The organism is Pseudomonas putida, assembly GCA_029953615.1.
Taxonomy (GTDB): domain Bacteria; phylum Pseudomonadota; class Gammaproteobacteria; order Pseudomonadales; family Pseudomonadaceae; genus Aquipseudomonas.
Genome location: CP124529.1, coordinates 4,878,680 through 4,894,784 on the forward strand (window position 1 = coordinate 4,878,680; position 16,105 = coordinate 4,894,784).

A 16,105-nucleotide genomic window follows, 5' to 3' on the forward strand; every position below is an offset into this window, starting at 1 on the left:
AATCCCTGTGGGAGCGGGCGTGCCCGCGAAGCAGGCACCGCAGTGGATGGCACGGGCGTCGCCCGTGTTCGCGGGCATGCCCGCTCCCACAGAGGATGCCAAATCATGAATTTTTCCATAGCAACCTAATCAAAGCTTTGACATTCACTGCCTAGGCAGTAATATTTTCACACAATTACCCGAGCAGCTTCCGATGGCCCATTTCTCCCCCGAAAACTTCCAGACCTGCGCCATTGGCATGCTGCTTGGCCGTGCGGCGATCCTCAAGGACCGCATTCTCGACTGGCACCTCGAATCCGAAGGTGTCACCGCCGCGCAGTTCAAGGTGCTGATCATCGTCACCCAGTACCAGGTAGACACCCCGGCCGAGCTGTGCCGCTACCTGGGCCTGGACAGCGGGTCGATGACCCGCATGCTCGACCGCCTCGAGCAGAAGGAACTGATCGTGCGCAACCGCTGCGCCGACGACCGTCGCCAGGTGCGCCTGGCCCTTACTACCGATGGCCAGCGCCTGGCTGACCGCCTGCCGGAAATCGGCGCGGCGGCCATGAACGAGTTGTGCGGTGCGCTGGCACCCGAAGAGCTCGAGGCCCTGGAAGGCTTGCTGGCCAAGGTTCTGCTCGCTGCCGGCGACCCGTTGACGATCCGCCGCTTCGGCGATCGTTGATCCCTGTCACGAATTATCCAAGGTATTGTCATGGCCACTCCTGCAGACACCCCGACTCCCTCCGCTGCGCCCGAGCCGTCGCGCAAACGCAAAGCCTGGTTGCTTGGCCTGCTGTTGCTGCTGATCCTGGCCGGTGTCGGCGCCTGGGCCTGGTACAGCCTGGTCGGGCGCTGGCACGAAAGCACCGACGATGCTTACGTCAACGGCAACGTGGTGGAGATCACCCCGCTGATTACCGGCACCGTCACCAGCATCGGTGCCGATGACGGCGACCTGGTCCATGCCGGCCAGGTATTGCTGCAATTCGACCCGGCTGACAGCGAGGTGGCCTTGCAGTCCGCCGAAGCCAGGCTGGCGCGCAGCGTGCGTCAGGTGCGCGGGCTGTACAGCAACGTCGACTCGCTCAAGGCCCAGCTGGAGACGCGCCAGGCCGAACTGCGCAAGGCCCGGCAGGACTTCAACCGACGCAAGGTGCTGGCCGACAGCGGTGCAATTGCTGCGGAAGAATTGTCCCATGCCCGCGATGACCTGAGCGTGGCCGAGGCTGCCGTCAACAGTGCGCGCCAGCAACTCAGCACCAGCAGCGCGCTGGTCGACGACACCGTGGTGTCCTCGCACCCCGAGGTGATGGCTGCCGCCGCCGACGTGCGCCAAGCCTACCTCGACCACGCGCGTACTACCCTGGTGGCGCCGGTCACCGGCTACGTCGCCAAGCGTACCGTGCAACTGGGCCAGCGCCTGCAGCCGGGCACTGCAACCATGGCAGTGATCCCGCTGGACCAGGTGTGGATCGACGCCAACTTCAAGGAAACCCAGCTGCGCAACATGCGTATCGGCCAACCGGTGCAGATCAGCGCCGACCTTTACGGCAGCGAGGTCAGGTACAGCGGCACGGTCGACAGCCTCGGCGCCGGCACCGGCAGCGCCTTTGCACTGTTGCCGGCGCAGAATGCCACCGGTAACTGGATCAAGATCGTCCAGCGCGTGCCGGTGCGCATCCACCTCAGCCCCGACCAGCTCAAGGATCACCCGCTGCGTATCGGCCTGTCCACGGTGGTCGAGGTCGACTTGCACGACCAGAGTGGCCCGGCCTTGGCTGAGCAACCACCGCAGCAGGCCAGCTACACCACCCAGGTGTATGACCGCCAGCTGGTCGAAGCCGACAACCTGATCGCCCGGCTGATCCACGAAAACAGCGCAACCGGCAAGACGGCCCAGCGATGAGCAACAACGCTGCTGCCCAGTTCACGCCGCCGAGCTTGCTGCTGACCACCATCGGCCTGTCACTGGCGACGTTCATGCAGGTGCTCGACACCACCATCGCCAACGTGGCCTTGCCAACCATTTCCGGCAACCTGGGGGTGAGCTACGAGCAGGGCACCTGGGTCATCACCTCGTTCGCGGTGAGCAACGCTATTGCCCTGCCGCTGACCGGCTGGCTCAGCCGGCGGTTTGGCGAGGTGAAACTGTTCATCTGGGCGACGCTGCTGTTCGTGCTGGCCTCGTTCCTGTGCGGTATAGCCCGGTCGATGCCGGAGCTGGTCGGTTTTCGCGTGTTGCAGGGCGTGGTGGCCGGGCCGTTGTACCCGATGACCCAGACCTTGCTGATCGCCGTCTACCCGCCGGCCCAAGCGCGGCATGGCCCTGGCGCTGCTGGCAATGGTCACGGTGGTGGCGCCGATTGCCGGACCGATTCTCGGGGGCTGGATCACCGACAGTTACAGTTGGCCGTGGATCTTCTTCATCAACGTGCCCATCGGCCTGTTTGCCGCTGCCGTGGTGCGCCAGCAGATGCGCAGCCGGCCGGTGGTCACCAGTCGCCAGCCGATGGACTACATCGGCCTGCTGACGCTGGTCATCGGCGTCGGCGCCTTGCAGGTGGTGCTCGACAAGGGCAATGACCTGGACTGGTTCGAGTCGTCGTTCATCATGCTCGGCAGCCTGATCTCGGTGGTGTTCCTGGCGGTGTTCGTGATCTGGGAACTGACCGACCGTCACCCGGTGGTCAACCTGCGCCTGTTCGCGTACCGCAACTTCCGTGTCGGCACCTTCGTGCTGGTCGGGGGGTATGCGGGGTTCTTCGGCATCAACCTGATCTTGCCGCAGTGGTTGCAGACGCAGATGGGCTATACCGCGACGTGGGCAGGCCTGGCGGTGGCACCGATCGGCCTGTTGCCGGTGCTCATGTCGCCGTTCGTGGGCAAGTACGCGCACCGCTTCGACTTGCGCGTGCTGGCCGGGCTGGCGTTCCTGGCGATCGGCAGCAGCTGCTACATGCGTGCCGGGTTCACCAGCGAGGTGGACTTCCAGCATGTGGCGCTAGTGCAGCTGTTCATGGGTATTGGCGTGGCGCTGTTCTTCATGCCGACGTTGAGCATCCTGCTGTCCGACCTGCCACCGCAGCAGATTGCCGATGGCTCCGGGCTGGCGACCTTCCTGCGCACCTTGGGCGGCAGTTTTGCGGCGTCGCTGACGACCTGGATCTGGATTCGTCGGGCGGATCAGCACCATGCCTACCTGAGCGAGCACATCAGCCAGTTCGACCCGGCCACGCGACATACCCTGGAACAGCTGGGCGGGGCCAACCCGCAGAGCTATGCGCAACTGGAGCAGATACTCAACGGGCAGGCGTACATGATGTCGACGGTGGATTATTTCACCTTGATGACCTGGGTATTTGCCGGGTTGATCCTGCTGGTATGGTTCGCCAAACCACCCTTTACCGCCAAGGCGGGGCCAGCGTCGGCAGGGCATTGAGCCGGGCCAGGGCAAGGATCAACGCTGTTGCGCTTGCCAACTGTCCTGATCAAGTAATCGCGGCGTACCAGGGAGGTGATTCCCACGCGCAGCCTTTTCACCTATTGTCGAGGCTCCCTTTTCAAATGATTGGCAGACCCATGGAGAAAGTCATCGTCATCACCGGTGCCAGCCGCGGCATTGGCGCAGCCACGGCACTGCTGGCCGCCCGCCAGGGTTACCGCATCTGCATCAACTACCACAGCGACGAGCAGGCCGCCGAGCACATCCTCGACCAGGTCCGCCAGCTAGGCGCCAAGGCCATCACCGTACGCGCCGACGCCAGCGTCGAAGACGAGATCATCCAGCTGTTCCAGCGTGTGGACGAAGCGCTCGGCCCGGTCACCGCACTGGTCAACAATGCCGGCACCATCGGTCAGCAAAGCCGGGTCGACGACATGTCCGAATTTCGCCTGCTCAAGGTCATGAAAACCAACATCGTCGGTCCCATGCTCTGTGCCAAGCACGCGCTGCTGCGCATGGCGCGCCGGCACGGCGGGCAAGGCGGGGCGATCGTCAACGTGTCGTCGGTGGCCGCACGCCTGGGGTCGCCCAACGAATACGTGGACTATGCCGCGTCCAAGGGTGCCCTCGACACTTTCACCCTCGGCCTGGCAAAGGAAGTGGCAGGCGAGGGCGTGCGGGTCAATGGCGTACGCCCAGGCTACATCCATACCGGCTTCCATGCGCTGTCCGGCGACCCCGACCGGGTCAGCAAGCTCGAGCCCGGCTTGCCCATGGGCCGCGGCGGGCGCCCCGAGGAAGTGGCCGAGGCCATCCTCTGGCTGCTCTCGGACAAAGCCTCGTACTCCACCGGCAGCTTCATCGACCTGGGCGGCGGGCGCTGAGCGCGCCGGTCAATCCTCCAGCAGCGTGCGTACCCGTTCGGCCAGCACTTCCAGCTCGAACGGCTTGGTCAGCACCTGAGTGCCTTGCAACAACTGGCCGTCACTGTGCGCCGCGCTTTCGTCGTAGCCGGTGATGAACAACACCTTGAGGTCGGGGTAGCGCTGGCGGCAACGTTCCGCCAGCTGGCGGCCGTTCAGGCCACCGGGCAGGCCGATATCGCTCAGCAGCAGGTCCGGGCGCTGGGCCGTCTGCAGGTGGGCAAGGGCGGTCGGGCCATTCTCGAATGCGTCGACCAGGTAGCCCAGCTCTTCCAGCACCTCGCAGACCACCACGCGCAAGGCAATCTGGTCTTCGACCAGCAGGATACGCTGTGTGGCCGTGCTGTTTTTTTCCTGCCGCAGGCGCTGTGGCCTGGGTGGCGGGGCTTCGGGGGCCTGGTGGTGGCGGGGGAACAGAAGTTCGATGCGGGTGCCTTCGCCAAGGGTCGACAGCACCCGTAGCTGCCCGCCTGACTGGCGCACGAAACCGTAGGTCATCGACAAGCCCAGGCCCGTGCCCTGGCCCATCGGCTTGGTGGTGAAGAACGGGTCGACTGCACGCTCGGCCACCTCTGCCGACATGCCATTGCCGTTGTCGATGATACTCAGCCGTACGTATCCGCCAGCTGGCAGTTCCAGTGCGCGGGCTTGCTCGTCGTCGAGCAGCAGGTTGTCACCGAGGATATCGATCACACCGCCGGCAGGCATGGCATCGCGGGCATTGATGCACACATTGAGCAGGGCGCTTTCCAGTTGCGGCGGGTCGATGAAGGTCGGCCACAGCGGGTAGGGGAACTGGCTGGTCAGGGTGATGGAAGGGCCGATGGTACGGCGCAGCAACTCTTCCATGCCGCCCACCAGCGTGGCCACCTGCGTGGAGCAGGGCTGCAAGGTCTGCTGACGGGAAAATGCCAGCAGCCGGTGTACCAGCGAAGAGGCCCGCCGTGCGGAATCGCTGGACAGCTTCAGCAACGGCTCCAGGGCGTCGAAACGGGATTGCTCCAGGCGTTGTTGCATCAGCTCCTGGGCACTCAGGATGCCACCCAGCAGGTTGTTGAAGTCGTGGGCGATGCCGCCACTGAGCTGGCCGATCGCTTCCATCTTCTGTGCCTGACGCAGGGCCTCCTCGGCCTTGGCCTGTTCTGCCAACGCCGCATTAACCCGTTGTTCCAGCTCCTCGTTCAGGCGCTGCAGGGCAAGCTCGGCCCGCCGTCGTTCGGTAACATCCTTGAACAGTACCGCCACCTGACGCTTTTCGGCAGGCTCTACCCGGAAAGTGGTCACCGACAACACATGGCCGGTGGCGATCAGCTCCTGCTCGAAATGCAGGGGCTCGCCCGTGCGCAGCACCGCGCCATAACGGGCGACCCAGTCATCGGCCTCGTCAGGCACCATCTCGCGCAGTTTCTGCCCGACCACGTTGGGGATACCGGCGTGCTTGGCGTAAGCCGCATTGGCCAGCACATGGACATAGTCACTCAGCGGGCCGTGCGGGCCGTCGAAAAACTCGATGATGCAGAAGCCTTCGTCCATGGTGTCGAACAGCGAGCGGTAGAAGTCCTGATCGTGTTGCTGATGACTTGCCAGGCGGGCTTCCAGCAACGCGTTCTGCCGCTGCAGGGCTTCGACTTGTTGGCGCAGTGAATGCAGGTCGCGGAAGGGCATGCCGAAGTCCGACAGTAAATGAAACCAAGACTTTAGCGTGTTCGGCAACTGGCGAATAGCCAGTTAACGCGGGGGTGGTGCAATGCCGAGCAGCCGCTCGACCCGTTCGCCGAGGGTCTTCAGGTCAAAGGGTTTGTGCAGCAGTTCGGTGCGCCTGTCCGGCCGACCAACGTGCACCGTATCGGCGGTGTCATAGCCCGTAATCAGTAAAACCGGGGCATGCCCCACGAGGTCCTGGTAGGCCTCTGCGAGCTGGTAGCCGTCGATTTGCCCGGGCAGGCCGACATCGGTGATCAGCAAGTCCGGTGGTGGCCCTTCCTGCAACGATTCGAGCGCCCGGGGGCCAGCCTCGAAAGCTTGCACCTGGTGGCCCAGTTCGGTCAGCACTTCGACCAGCACCAGGCGCAAGGCAGGTTGGTCCTCCACCAGCATTATCCGGTGCCCGCGCTGCTGCACGGGGGCGGCGGTGGCTGCGGCCGGCGCCTCGTGGCAGGTTGCGGGGGCGTTCTTGTCCCGAGGCAGGTACAGGTGAATGCAAGTGCCTCGCCCGATGACGCTATCGATCAGCAACTGCCCCCCAGACTGGCGGACAAAGCCATAGGCCATGGACAACCCAAGGCCGGTGCCCTGGCCCAACGGTTTGGTGGTGAAAAAGGGTTCCAGGGCATGCTCCTGCACCGCACTGGACATGCCCACGCCGGTGTCCTCGACACGAATGTGCAGATAGTGGCCCGTCGGCAGGTCCAGGCGCTTGGCCTCGGCTGGGGCTAAATCGGCGTTTTCGCAGCCGATGCGCAAGGTACCGCCCAGCGGCATGGCGTCACGGGCGTTGATGCACAGGTTGAGCAGGGCGTTTTCCAGCTGTTGCGGGTCGATGCAAATCGACCATTGCGCGGCCTGCGTCTGGTCCTGGAAGTCAATGTGCGGGCCGGTCGAGCTGCGGATCAAATTATGCATGTCGGCAACCAGGCGCTGCACATCCACCGCTTGTGGCATCAGCGTCTGCTGGCGCGAAAAGGCCTGCAATCGCTGCACCAGGGCTGCGGCGCGCAGTGCGTTGCTGCGGCCGAGCTCGAGCATGCGGGCTGTGTCGGCAAAGCGTTGCTGGCCCAGGCGTTGCTCTGCCAGCTCCAGTATGCCCAGCAGGCTGCCCAGCAGGTTGTTGAAGTCGTGGGCGATACCGCCGGTCAACTGGCCGACCGCCTCCATTTTCTGCGACTGGCGTAGCGCCTCTTCGGCGTGGCGCAGGCGCTCCTGCTCGGCCATGCGTTCGGTGATGTCGTAGGCAAACAGGTACCCGCCCTGGATCTGCTGCTGCGCATCGCGCAACGGGTGGTAGCGGATTTCGTAATGACGGGGAGCGTCAGGCGGGCCCAGGGTGATGGTATCGATGAAGGCTTCGCCGGCCAGCACGCGTGGCCACACCGGTGCCAGGCGGCCCATGATGTCCGGTTGGTTGGCCAAAAACTGCGGCACATAATCGCCGATCTGCGGCACGAAGCCACGGTAATGCTCGAAGGTTTCCCGGGCCATGCGGTTGATGGCTATCAGGCGCAGCCTGCGGTCGGCAGCAAACACGTTGGCCAGGCTGTTGTCGAGCAGTTCGCCCAGTAGCTGGATGTGCGCCTGTGCAGTGTTGTCGCGCTCGGCCAGGCGGGCTTCCAGCTCTGCGACGCGCGCTTGCAGCTGTGCCAATGACGGGAGCGAATCTGCTTGCATGACGATGGCCCGGTGAGCGGATCGGGCAACTATAGTCGCTCACCGGATCATCAGCCATCAGAACGAGCGGATGATCCGCCCCAGGGTTTCCATGGCCCGTTCGGCATCCTCATGCCAGGGGCTGCCGTAATTCAGGCGGATGCAGTTGCCGAAGCGCCGGGTGGGCGAGAAGATCGGCCCGGGGGCAATGCTGATGCCTTGGGCCAGTGCCATGTGGAACAACTTGAGGGCGTCCATCTGTTCGGGCAGCTCCAGCCACAGGAAGTAGCCGCCGGACGGTTGGCTGACCCGCGTCTGCGCCGGAAAGTGCCGGGCGATGGCCGCCAGCATGTTGGCCTGCTGGCCTTCCAGGGCATAGCGCAGCTTGCGCAGGTGGCGGTCGTAGCCGCCATGCTGCAAGTAGTCGGCGATCGCCGCCTGGGCCGGCATCGAAGCACACAGCGAGGTCATCAGTTTGAGCCGCTCGATCTTTTGCGCAAAGCGCCCGGCCGCCACCCAGCCGATGCGGTAGCCCGGCGCCAGGCTCTTGGCGAACGAGCCGCAGTGCATCACCAGCCCCTGGGTGTCGAACGCTTTGGCCGGTTTGGGTGCCTGTTGCGCGTAGTACAGTTCGGCGTACACGTCGTCTTCGATCAATGGCACCTGATAACGCGCCAGCAGCTCCACCAGTGCCTGCTTTTTCGCCTCCGGCATGCTGGCACCCACCGGGTTCTGGAAGTTAGTCATGCACCACACGGCCTTGACCGGGTGCTTTTCCAGCGTCTGCGTCAGCACGGCCAGGTCCATGCCTTCGCGCGGGTGCACAGGAATTTCCACTGCCTTGAGCTTGAGCCGCTCCAGTACCTGCAGGCAGGCATAGAAGGCGGGGGCTTCGATGGCCACCAGGTCACCAGGCTGGGTGACGGCCTGAAGGCACAGGTTCAGGGCTTCCAGCGCGCCGTTGGTGATCAGCAGTTCCTCCATCGGCAGCATCAGCCCACCGACCATGTAGCGCAGGGCAATCTGCCGGCGCAGCTGCGGGTTGCCGGGCGACAGGTCGGTCACCACCATGCGCGGGTCCATGCTGCGGCTGGCGCTGGCCAGCGAACGCGACAGGCGTTGCAGCGGGAACAGTTCGGGGCTGGGGAAGGCCGAGCCGAACGGCACGGTGCTGGGGTCCTTGATCGAGTCGAGGATCGAGAACACCAGCGCGCTGACGTCGACATCGGTGGACTCGCTGACCGGCTGCAATGCCTGCGGCTCGCTGAACTGGCGCGGGGCGTGGGCATTGACGAAGTAGCCCGAGCGCGGCCTGGCACGGATCAGCCCGCGCCGCTCCAGCAGGTAGTAGGCCTGGAACACGGTGGACGGGCTGACCCCGTGAGTCTGGCTGGCATAGCGCACCGAGGGCACGCGCTGGCCGGGGCCCAGCACCCCGGAGCGGATCAGTTCGGCGATATCGTCGGCAAAGCGTTCGTAGCGTTTCATTCTGGCCTTCTGTCGAAGCCTGGCAGGCAAGGTTGGGTCAGTGTAAGGGATCACCGGTTCATCGGTGCGACGAAGCGGCTGTGGGCCACGCTGCGGATGGCGGGGTCGTCGCGCTCGCTGACCTCGAAGCTCAGTGTCTGCGAGCTGCTGGCCGGGCGCTCGGCGAGCATCGCGACCGACACCGGCAGTTCACTCATTTCACCGGCCGGGATCATGAATGAAGTCTTGCCCTGCAGGCTGAAGCCGTCGGCGTCGAGCAGGCGCAACTCGTAGTGCCGGGTGCTTTCGGTCTTGTTGATGACCTTGAGCAGGTAGATGTTCTCGATCTGGCCCTGCGCGTTCTCGCGGAACAGGCCGCGGTCCTTAATCACGTCCAGCGACACCATCGGCCGCAGCTGCAAGGCCACCACCAGCGCCGCGATCATCACCACCAGCGCGGCAGCGTAGCCCAGCAGGCGCGGGCGCAGCCAATGGGTGGTGCCTCCTTGCAGGCTGCGTTCGGACTTGTAGCCGATCAGGCCACGTGCATAGCCCATCTTGTCCATTACCCCGTCGCAGGCATCGATGCACGCCGCACAACCGATGCAGGCCATTTGCAGGCCATCGCGGATATCGATGCCGGTCGGGCATACCTGCACGCACAAGGTGCAGTCGATGCAGTCGCCCAGGCCCTGGGCTTGGCGGTCGCTGCCTTTCTTGCGCGGGCCACGGGCTTCGCCGCGACGCGGGTCATAGGCGACCGCCAGGGTGTCCTTGTCGAACATCACGCTCTGGAAGCGGGCATAGGGGCACATGTGCAGGCACACCGCTTCGCGCAGCAAGCCGGCATTGATGTAAGTGGCGGCGGTAAAGAACAGCACCCAGAACAGCGCCACGCCGCCCAGTTGCAGGGTGAGCAGTTCCGCGGCCAGCGGGCGGATCGGGGTGAAGTAGCCGACGAAAGTCAGCCCGGTGAGCACGCCAATGGCCAACCACAGGCTGTGCTTCAGCGTGCGCCGGGCCAGTTTGTTCAGGCTCCAGGGCGCAGCGGCCAGCTTGATGCGCTGGTTGCGGTCGCCCTCGGTGACCTTTTCGCACCACATGAACAGCCAGGTCCAGGTGCTCTGCGGGCAGCTGTAGCCGCACCACACGCGGCCGGCATACACGGTGACGGCGAACAGGCCGAAGGCGCAGATGATCAGCAGCGCCGACAGCAGGATAAAGTCCTGCGGCCAGAAGGTGGTGCCGAAGATGTGGAATTTGCTGTTGCCCAAGTCCCATAGCACGGCCTGGCGGCCGTTCCAGTTCAGCCAGGCGATGCCAAAGAACAGCACGAACAGGGCGCCGGCAAAGCCGATGCGCAAGTTGCGGTACAGCCCGGTGAAGCTGCGGGTGTGGATGCCATTGTCGGCGCGGTGCAGATTGGGGCTGGCTGGGGCGCTGGCGATCTCGGTGAAAGGGATTCTATCGTTCATGGCTCGGTGCTCTTCAGGCCTCGATCAGGCATGAGCACTATGACCCTGAGGCTGTTATCAGCACAGGCTCAGATTTTGCGATAAAAACCGTATCAGATTTTCGGGTACGCCCCGCCAGGCCTCAGATTACCGAGCCTGGCGTGCTGGCCTTCAGATGCCTGCGGCTATCCACCGCACCCGCCACGGTCAGCGCATCGGCCTCGGCTTCGGTGATGGGCACACGCTGGCCGGCGAGCAGCGCCACTGACATGCGCAGTTGTTCGTCGGTGACGATTTCGATGTCCGGGCCATCACCCTCGATGCGCAGGTCTTCGCCGATCAGGGTGCAGCGGCGGGTGGATTCGTCGATTTCTACGGGCATGGGGTGATCCTCCGCATTGGGTTACTGGTGTGGACCACAGGGCTGGGGCAGTTGCTGCATCCGCATGCCGAGCGGCACTTTATCGCTTGTCCGGAGGTCAACCTTGCAGATGCCACGCCCGGCCTCTTCGCGGGCGCGCCCGCTCCCACAGGCACTGCACAGTTCTTGAGCCTGTGACGATCCTGTGGGAGCGGGCATGCCCGCGAATAGGCTGGCCCTGACAACACAAGGCTCCGCATGAGAAGAAAGCAATGGACCTCATCTGGCAAGCGATCCAGGCTGAATTCGCCGATATCACCGACGCTCGCGAAGTCACGCAAATCCTCGTCCGCCTGCTGATGGCAGCCCTGCTCGGTGCTGTGCTGGGCTTCGAGCGCGAGCACAAGGGCAAGGCCGCGGGGGTGCGCACGCACATGCTGGTTTCGCTGGGCGCTGCGCTGTTCGTGTTGGCACCGAGCATGGCTGGCGCAGAGGAGGACGCGCTGAGCCGGGTGATTCAGGGCATTGTCGCCGGTATCGGTTTTCTCGGCGCAGGTACCATTTTGAAGGGTAACGGCCAGGACGCCAGCCATGTGAAAGGCCTGACCACTGCGGCCGGGTTATGGATGACCGCCGCCATTGGTACGGCAGCCGGCATGGGCCGCGAAGCCACGGCGTTGATCAGCACGATCCTGGCCCTGCTGGTGCTGGGCACGATGCCGTTGCTGGTGGACAAGCTCGAAGGGCAGGAGGAGGGGAAGCAGAAGGAGGAAGAGGGCAGGAAGCACTGAGGGGAGCCGAAGCTCCCCTCAAAGCGTTGTTGCCTGCTCTTTTTTTATTATTGGGACGGCCTGTTGTTGTTTTTGTCAGCCTGTCCTGGTGTTGCGGGCGACCCCCATGCGGGGTCAAGAGCAAACGTATTTTTTTGAGCGCTGACCTGCCTTCATCATTGCTGATCCGAACCTGGCTGCCGCTACCTTGAGGTAGTTTTATTGTTCTGTGCCAGACCGCGGGGCGTACCCCTGAAAAGCGTGTCGACTCCAAAAAAATCTGCTTGCTACGCCTCTGCCGTGTTGTTCTTGTTATGTCAGAGCCGTTATCTGTTGTTTTTATTGGGTGTCACATTTTTTTTGTTGTTGTACCAGAGATATAGCAGGGTGCGTGCCAACTTTTGGAAACCCTTTAAAATCAAGCAGTTGGCGTTTTCCTGCGAAATCGTCAGGCCTGAAATTCTGCCGATTTGTTTCCCTGTTACCCGATTTTTTGCTGTGAAACGTGGTGGCGGTAACACTTCACCCACACGTTTGTGACATCCGTATGACTTATTGCGCGCTGCGCGCCCGCGCTACCCGCGACCCGTTGTCGCGGCCCAGCACGCTGCTGATGCGGCGGCCGGCGGCGATCAGCCGGTCCAGGTCGATGCCGGTTTCAATGCCCAGCCCCTGCAACATGTACACCACGTCTTCACTGGCGATATTGCCGGTAGCCCCTTTGGCGTAGGGGCAGCCGCCCAGCCCGGCCACCGAGCTGTCGAACACGCTGATGCCTTCGAGCAGGCTGGCATACACGTTGGCCAGGGCCTGGCCATAGGTATCGTGGAAGTGCCCGGCCAGCTGCCCGCGCGGTACCTGTGCCGAGACCACCTCGAACAGGCGCCGGGTTTCGCCGGCGGTACCGGTGCCGATGGTGTCGCCCAGCGATACCTCGTAGCAGCCCATGTCGTGCAGGGCGCGAGCCACTGGTGCCACTTGCTCGGCGCTGACCTTGCCTTCGTAAGGGCAGCCGAGCACGCACGACACGTAGCCGCGCACGCGCACGCCGTGGTTGCGGGCGGCTTCCATGATCGGTTCGAAGCGCTTGAGGCTGTCGCTGATCGAGCAGTTGATGTTGCGTTGCGAGAAGGCCTCGGAGGCAGCCGCGAACACCGCCACTTCCTTCACACCAGCGGCCAGGGCGTCCTCGAAACCGCGCAGGTTGGGTGCCAGCGCCGCATAGGTAACGCCCGGGCGCTGATGAATGCCGGCGAATACTTCGGCGGAGCCGGCCATCTGCGGCACCCACTTGGGCGAGACGAAACTGCCGACTTCGATATAGGCCAGGCCCGCGTCGGTGAGGTCGTCCACCAGGCGTACCTTGTCGGCGACGCTGATGGGCTGGGCTTCGTTCTGCAGGCCGTCGCGGGGGCCTACTTCGACCAGGCGGACGTGTTTGGGCAAGGACATGGCGGGTTTCCTGTGGCGTTCAGCGGTTGTCTTTGTTGTTCAGGGTGGCGGCCAGGGCTTGTTCGCAGCGCTCCTGGGCGGTGTCCAGCTCCAGCTGCATCTGGTGGATGTCGAGCATCTGCTGTTCCAGCTGGGCGCGGCGCTCGGCGATTTTCGCCAGCATGCTGTTGAGCTGCTTGAGGTTGCCGCTGGAGGGGTCGTACAGCTCGATCAGCTCGCGGCATTCGGCCAGCGAAAAGCCGATGCGCTTGCCGCGCAGGATGAGCTTCAGACTGACCTTGTCACGTGCCGAGTAGATACGCTCCAGGCCTCGGCGCTCGGGGCTCAGCAGACCCTGCTCCTCATAGAAGCGGATGGCACGGGTGGTGATGTCCAGCTCGCGGGACAGGTCGGAGATGCTGTAGGTCTGGGTGCTCATGCTGGGGCTCGGCGTGGGGTATGCGGGTATCCTGAGGGCAGGTTGACGTTTACGTCAAGCAGGGCGCTGGATGTGTATTGCCTGTGCCGGCCTCTTCGCGGGCTTGCCCGCTCCCACAGGTATTGCATTGGCCTTGAGGGCACCGCCGCCCTTGTGGGCAGCGGGCAAGCCCGCGAAGAGGCCGGCACAGGAGAAAAGTTACTCAGACAACCCCGACCTGCGATACCCGTTCGGTGTCTGCCCACTCAACCGCTTGAACCACCGCGCAAAGTAGGTGGGGTCGGTAAACCCCAGGCTATCCGACAACTGCCCGATGCTCATCCGCGTATAGATCAGGTTGCGTCGCGCCTCCAGCAGCAACCGCTGGTGCACCACCTGCAGCGCGGTCTGGCCACTCAGCGCCCGGCACAGCTGGTTCAACTGCAAACTCGGAACATTCAGCCGCGCGGCAAATTCCTCCACCGACAGGTGCTCACGGTAATGTGCCTCGACCAGGCGCAGGTATTGCCCCAGCAGCTGGCGGTCGCGTTCATCGCGGTTGCGCGGCGCCTGCCCCAGCTGCTGGCGGCGGCTTATCCACACCATCAGCGCCGTCACCAGCGCTTCGAGCAGGGCCGCCCGCGCCGGGGCGTTGCCCTGGTATTCCTGCTGCAGGGTATCGATCAGGCTGCGCAGGCGCACCCGGTCCAGGCCCAGCGGGTAACACGCCGCCTTTGCCAGCACCGCCAGCGGCGCGCCCAGGCGCTGCTCCAGGTTTGCCACCAATGCCGTGCCAAAGGTCAGCACATACCCCTGGATATCGGCGCTGAAGCGAAAGCCATGCACGGTCATCGGCGGCACCACCTGGATTGCCGCTTCACCGATGGTGCTACGCACCCCCTCGATCTCCACCTCGGCCCGGCCGCGCTGCACATACAGCAGCTGGAACAGCTCGGCATGCTGGTGCGGCTTGATCTCCCAGTGGTGCAAACGGCTACGCGCCGGGATCGACTCGCAGTGCAGCAGATCGGTGCCGGGCCAGGGCTGGTTTTCGCCATAGAGCTTGAACAATGGGACGCCGGGAAGGGTGGACTTCATCGGGGTAGACCTGTCCGTTAATCGAACGATTTTTGTAAAAGTGCAGTTTTTATATCGAATAGCACAGTTAAGTGGCGGTTTTTGCCAGTAAAAATGCAAGGGCAAACCCTAACAGCAGATGCCGTCCCACTGCCAGTCCAGGGCCGGCATCGTCCGCACAGAGACAATAAAAATGAAAACTCAGGTCGCAATCATTGGTGCAGGTCCGTCTGGCCTGCTGCTGGGCCAACTGCTGCACAAGGCCGGTATCGATACGGTCATCGTCGAACGCCAGACGCCCGAGTACGTGCTCGGCCGCATCCGTGCCGGGGTGCTGGAGCAAGGCACGGTCGACCTGCTGCGTGAAGCCGGTGTGGCCCAGCGCATGGACCGTGAAGGCCTGGTACACGAGGGCGTCGAACTGCTGGTCGGCGGGCGTCGCCAACGCCTGGACCTCAAGGCCCTGACCGGTGGCAAGACGGTGATGGTTTACGGCCAGACCGAAGTCACCCGTGACCTGATGCAGGCACGTGACGCCAGCGGCGCGCCGATCATCTATTCGGCCAGCAATGTCCAGCCGCACGAACTCAAGGGCGAGCGGCCCTACCTGACTTATGAAAAAGACGGTCAGGTACACCGGGTGGACTGCGATTACATCGCTGGCTGTGACGGCTTCCACGGTGTTTCGCGGCAGAGCATTCCCGAAGGTATCCTCAAGCAGTACGAGCGAGTCTACCCTTTTGGCTGGCTGGGCATGCTGTTAGACACGCCACCGGTCAACCATGAACTGATCTACGCCCACCACGAGCGCGGTTTCGCGCTGTGCAGCCAACGCTCGCAAACCCGCAGCCGTTACTACCTGCAGGTGCCGTTGCAGGACCGCGTCGAGGAGTGGTCAGACGAGCGCTTCTGGGATGAACTGAAAAACCGCCTGCCCGCCGACGTGGCGGCCGACCTGGTGACTGGCCCGGCCCTGGAGAAAAGCATCGCGCCGCTGCGCAGCCTGGTGGTCGAGCCGATGCAGTATGGCCACCTGTTCCTGGTTGGTGACGCCGCGCACATCGTTCCGCCTACCGGCGCCAAGGGGTTGAACCTGGCAGCGTCGGACGTCAACTACCTGTACCGGATCCTGGTCAAGGTATACCGCGACGGGCGCACCGACCTGCTGCAGCAGTACTCGCCACTGGCATTGCGCCGGGTGTGGAAGGGCGAGCGTTTCAGCTGGTTCATGACTCAACTACTGCATGACTTTGGCAGCCACAAGGATGCCTGGGACCAGAAAATGCAGGAGGCCGACCGAGAGTATTTCCTGACCTCGCCAGCGGGGTTGGTGAACATTGCCGAAAACTACGTAGGCCTGCCGTACGAAGAAGTGGCCTGAGGTCCGCTGCTGCCTGTCCTGGCCTCATCGCCG

General features: G+C 63.7%; 13 protein-coding genes and 1 pseudogene. 6 read left to right on the forward strand and 8 right to left on the reverse strand.

The features are described 5' to 3' along the window. Positions 1-193: 193 nt before the first annotated feature. From QIY50_22315 to QIY50_22330, 4 genes and pseudogenes are all read left to right on the forward strand, one after another. The gene (locus QIY50_22315; protein WGV20007.1) at positions 194-667 is read left to right on the forward strand and encodes a MarR family transcriptional regulator; all 474 of its coding nucleotides are present in this window, start codon (positions 194-196) and stop codon (positions 665-667) included. Between the two features lie 30 nt (positions 668-697). Next, a complete protein-coding gene (locus QIY50_22320; GenBank protein ID WGV20008.1) occupies positions 698-1,891 on the forward strand; it encodes an HlyD family efflux transporter periplasmic adaptor subunit in 1,194 nt (397 codons plus the stop codon). Beyond that, positions 1,888-3,424 (forward strand): annotated as a pseudogene (locus QIY50_22325) (DHA2 family efflux MFS transporter permease subunit). Before QIY50_22320 ends, QIY50_22325 begins: the two are co-directional and overlap by 4 nt. Before the next feature lie 140 nt (positions 3,425-3,564). Next, positions 3,565-4,311 (forward strand): SDR family oxidoreductase, encoded by a 747-nt coding sequence (locus QIY50_22330; GenBank protein WGV20009.1) that lies wholly within the window; start codon positions 3,565-3,567, stop codon positions 4,309-4,311. Between the two features lie 9 nt (positions 4,312-4,320). Here the strand turns inward: QIY50_22330 and QIY50_22335 are convergent, their stop codons facing one another. The 5 genes from QIY50_22335 to QIY50_22355 all read right to left on the reverse strand — a co-directional run bounded on the left by QIY50_22335 (position 4,321) and on the right by QIY50_22355 (position 11,016). Next, the gene (locus tag QIY50_22335; protein ID WGV20010.1) at positions 4,321-6,015 is read right to left on the reverse strand and encodes a response regulator; all 1,695 of its coding nucleotides are present in this window, start codon (positions 6,013-6,015) and stop codon (positions 4,321-4,323) included. Between the two features lie 63 nt (positions 6,016-6,078). Continuing rightward, positions 6,079-7,734 (reverse strand): PAS domain-containing protein, encoded by a 1,656-nt coding sequence (locus tag QIY50_22340; protein ID WGV20011.1) that lies wholly within the window; start codon positions 7,732-7,734, stop codon positions 6,079-6,081. Between the two features lie 57 nt (positions 7,735-7,791). Further along, positions 7,792-9,201 carry a GntR family transcriptional regulator MpaR gene (mapR, locus tag QIY50_22345; protein WGV20012.1) on the reverse strand — a complete coding sequence of 470 codons (1,410 nt, stop codon included), beginning with the start codon at positions 9,199-9,201 and terminating at the stop codon, positions 7,792-7,794. A 50-nt stretch (positions 9,202-9,251) separates the two neighbouring features. After that, a complete protein-coding gene (gene ccoG / locus QIY50_22350; GenBank protein ID WGV20013.1) occupies positions 9,252-10,655 on the reverse strand; it encodes a cytochrome c oxidase accessory protein CcoG in 1,404 nt (467 codons plus the stop codon). A gap of 121 nt (positions 10,656-10,776) precedes the next feature. Next, complete coding sequence (locus tag QIY50_22355; GenBank protein ID WGV20014.1) at positions 10,777-11,016, reverse strand: DUF3203 family protein; 240 nt, start codon at positions 11,014-11,016, stop codon at positions 10,777-10,779. A gap of 251 nt (positions 11,017-11,267) precedes the next feature. On the opposite strand from QIY50_22355, the gene QIY50_22360 reads away from it, so the two are divergent. Further along, positions 11,268-11,786, forward strand: a complete 519-nt coding sequence (locus QIY50_22360; GenBank protein WGV20015.1) for an MgtC/SapB family protein — start codon at positions 11,268-11,270, stop codon at positions 11,784-11,786. Between the two features lie 531 nt (positions 11,787-12,317). On the opposite strand, the gene QIY50_22365 is transcribed toward QIY50_22360, so the two are convergent. The 3 genes from QIY50_22365 to QIY50_22375 form a co-directional block, all read right to left on the reverse strand. Continuing rightward, positions 12,318-13,217, reverse strand: a complete 900-nt coding sequence (locus QIY50_22365; GenBank protein ID WGV20016.1) for a hydroxymethylglutaryl-CoA lyase — start codon at positions 13,215-13,217, stop codon at positions 12,318-12,320. A gap of 19 nt (positions 13,218-13,236) precedes the next feature. Further along, positions 13,237-13,635 carry a MerR family DNA-binding transcriptional regulator gene (locus QIY50_22370; GenBank protein WGV20017.1) on the reverse strand — a complete coding sequence of 133 codons (399 nt, stop codon included), beginning with the start codon at positions 13,633-13,635 and terminating at the stop codon, positions 13,237-13,239. 198 nt (positions 13,636-13,833) lie between these two features. After that, the gene (locus tag QIY50_22375) at positions 13,834-14,712 is read right to left on the reverse strand and encodes a helix-turn-helix domain-containing protein (protein WGV20018.1); all 879 of its coding nucleotides are present in this window, start codon (positions 14,710-14,712) and stop codon (positions 13,834-13,836) included. Between the two features lie 172 nt (positions 14,713-14,884). On the opposite strand from QIY50_22375, the gene pobA reads away from it, so the two are divergent. Further along, positions 14,885-16,072, forward strand: coding sequence for a 4-hydroxybenzoate 3-monooxygenase (gene pobA / locus QIY50_22380; protein WGV20019.1), 1,188 nt, complete (start codon positions 14,885-14,887; stop codon positions 16,070-16,072). Positions 16,073-16,105 lie beyond the last annotated feature (33 nt).

Bases quoted from the DNA above. Each gene is read 5' to 3' on its own strand.
- QIY50_22335 (WGV20010.1), bottom strand. From the start codon at position 6,015: ATGCCCTTCCGCGACCTGCATTCACTGCGCCAACAAGTCGAAGCCCTG.
- pobA (WGV20019.1), top strand. From the start codon at position 14,885: ATGAAAACTCAGGTCGCAATCATTGGTGCAGGTCCGTCTGGCCTGCTG.
- QIY50_22330 (WGV20009.1), top strand. From the start codon at position 3,565: ATGGAGAAAGTCATCGTCATCACCGGTGCCAGCCGCGGCATTGGCGCA.
- QIY50_22365 (WGV20016.1), bottom strand. From the start codon at position 13,217: ATGTCCTTGCCCAAACACGTCCGCCTGGTCGAAGTAGGCCCCCGCGAC.
- QIY50_22375 (WGV20018.1), bottom strand. From the start codon at position 14,712: ATGAAGTCCACCCTTCCCGGCGTCCCATTGTTCAAGCTCTATGGCGAA.
- QIY50_22340 (WGV20011.1), bottom strand. From the start codon at position 7,734: ATGCAAGCAGATTCGCTCCCGTCATTGGCACAGCTGCAAGCGCGCGTC.
- QIY50_22315 (WGV20007.1), top strand. From the start codon at position 194: ATGGCCCATTTCTCCCCCGAAAACTTCCAGACCTGCGCCATTGGCATG.
- QIY50_22355 (WGV20014.1), bottom strand. From the start codon at position 11,016: ATGCCCGTAGAAATCGACGAATCCACCCGCCGCTGCACCCTGATCGGC.
- QIY50_22360 (WGV20015.1), top strand. From the start codon at position 11,268: ATGGACCTCATCTGGCAAGCGATCCAGGCTGAATTCGCCGATATCACC.
- ccoG (WGV20013.1), bottom strand. From the start codon at position 10,655: ATGAACGATAGAATCCCTTTCACCGAGATCGCCAGCGCCCCAGCCAGC.
- QIY50_22320 (WGV20008.1), top strand. From the start codon at position 698: ATGGCCACTCCTGCAGACACCCCGACTCCCTCCGCTGCGCCCGAGCCG.
- QIY50_22370 (WGV20017.1), bottom strand. From the start codon at position 13,635: ATGAGCACCCAGACCTACAGCATCTCCGACCTGTCCCGCGAGCTGGAC.
- mapR (WGV20012.1), bottom strand. From the start codon at position 9,201: ATGAAACGCTACGAACGCTTTGCCGACGATATCGCCGAACTGATCCGC.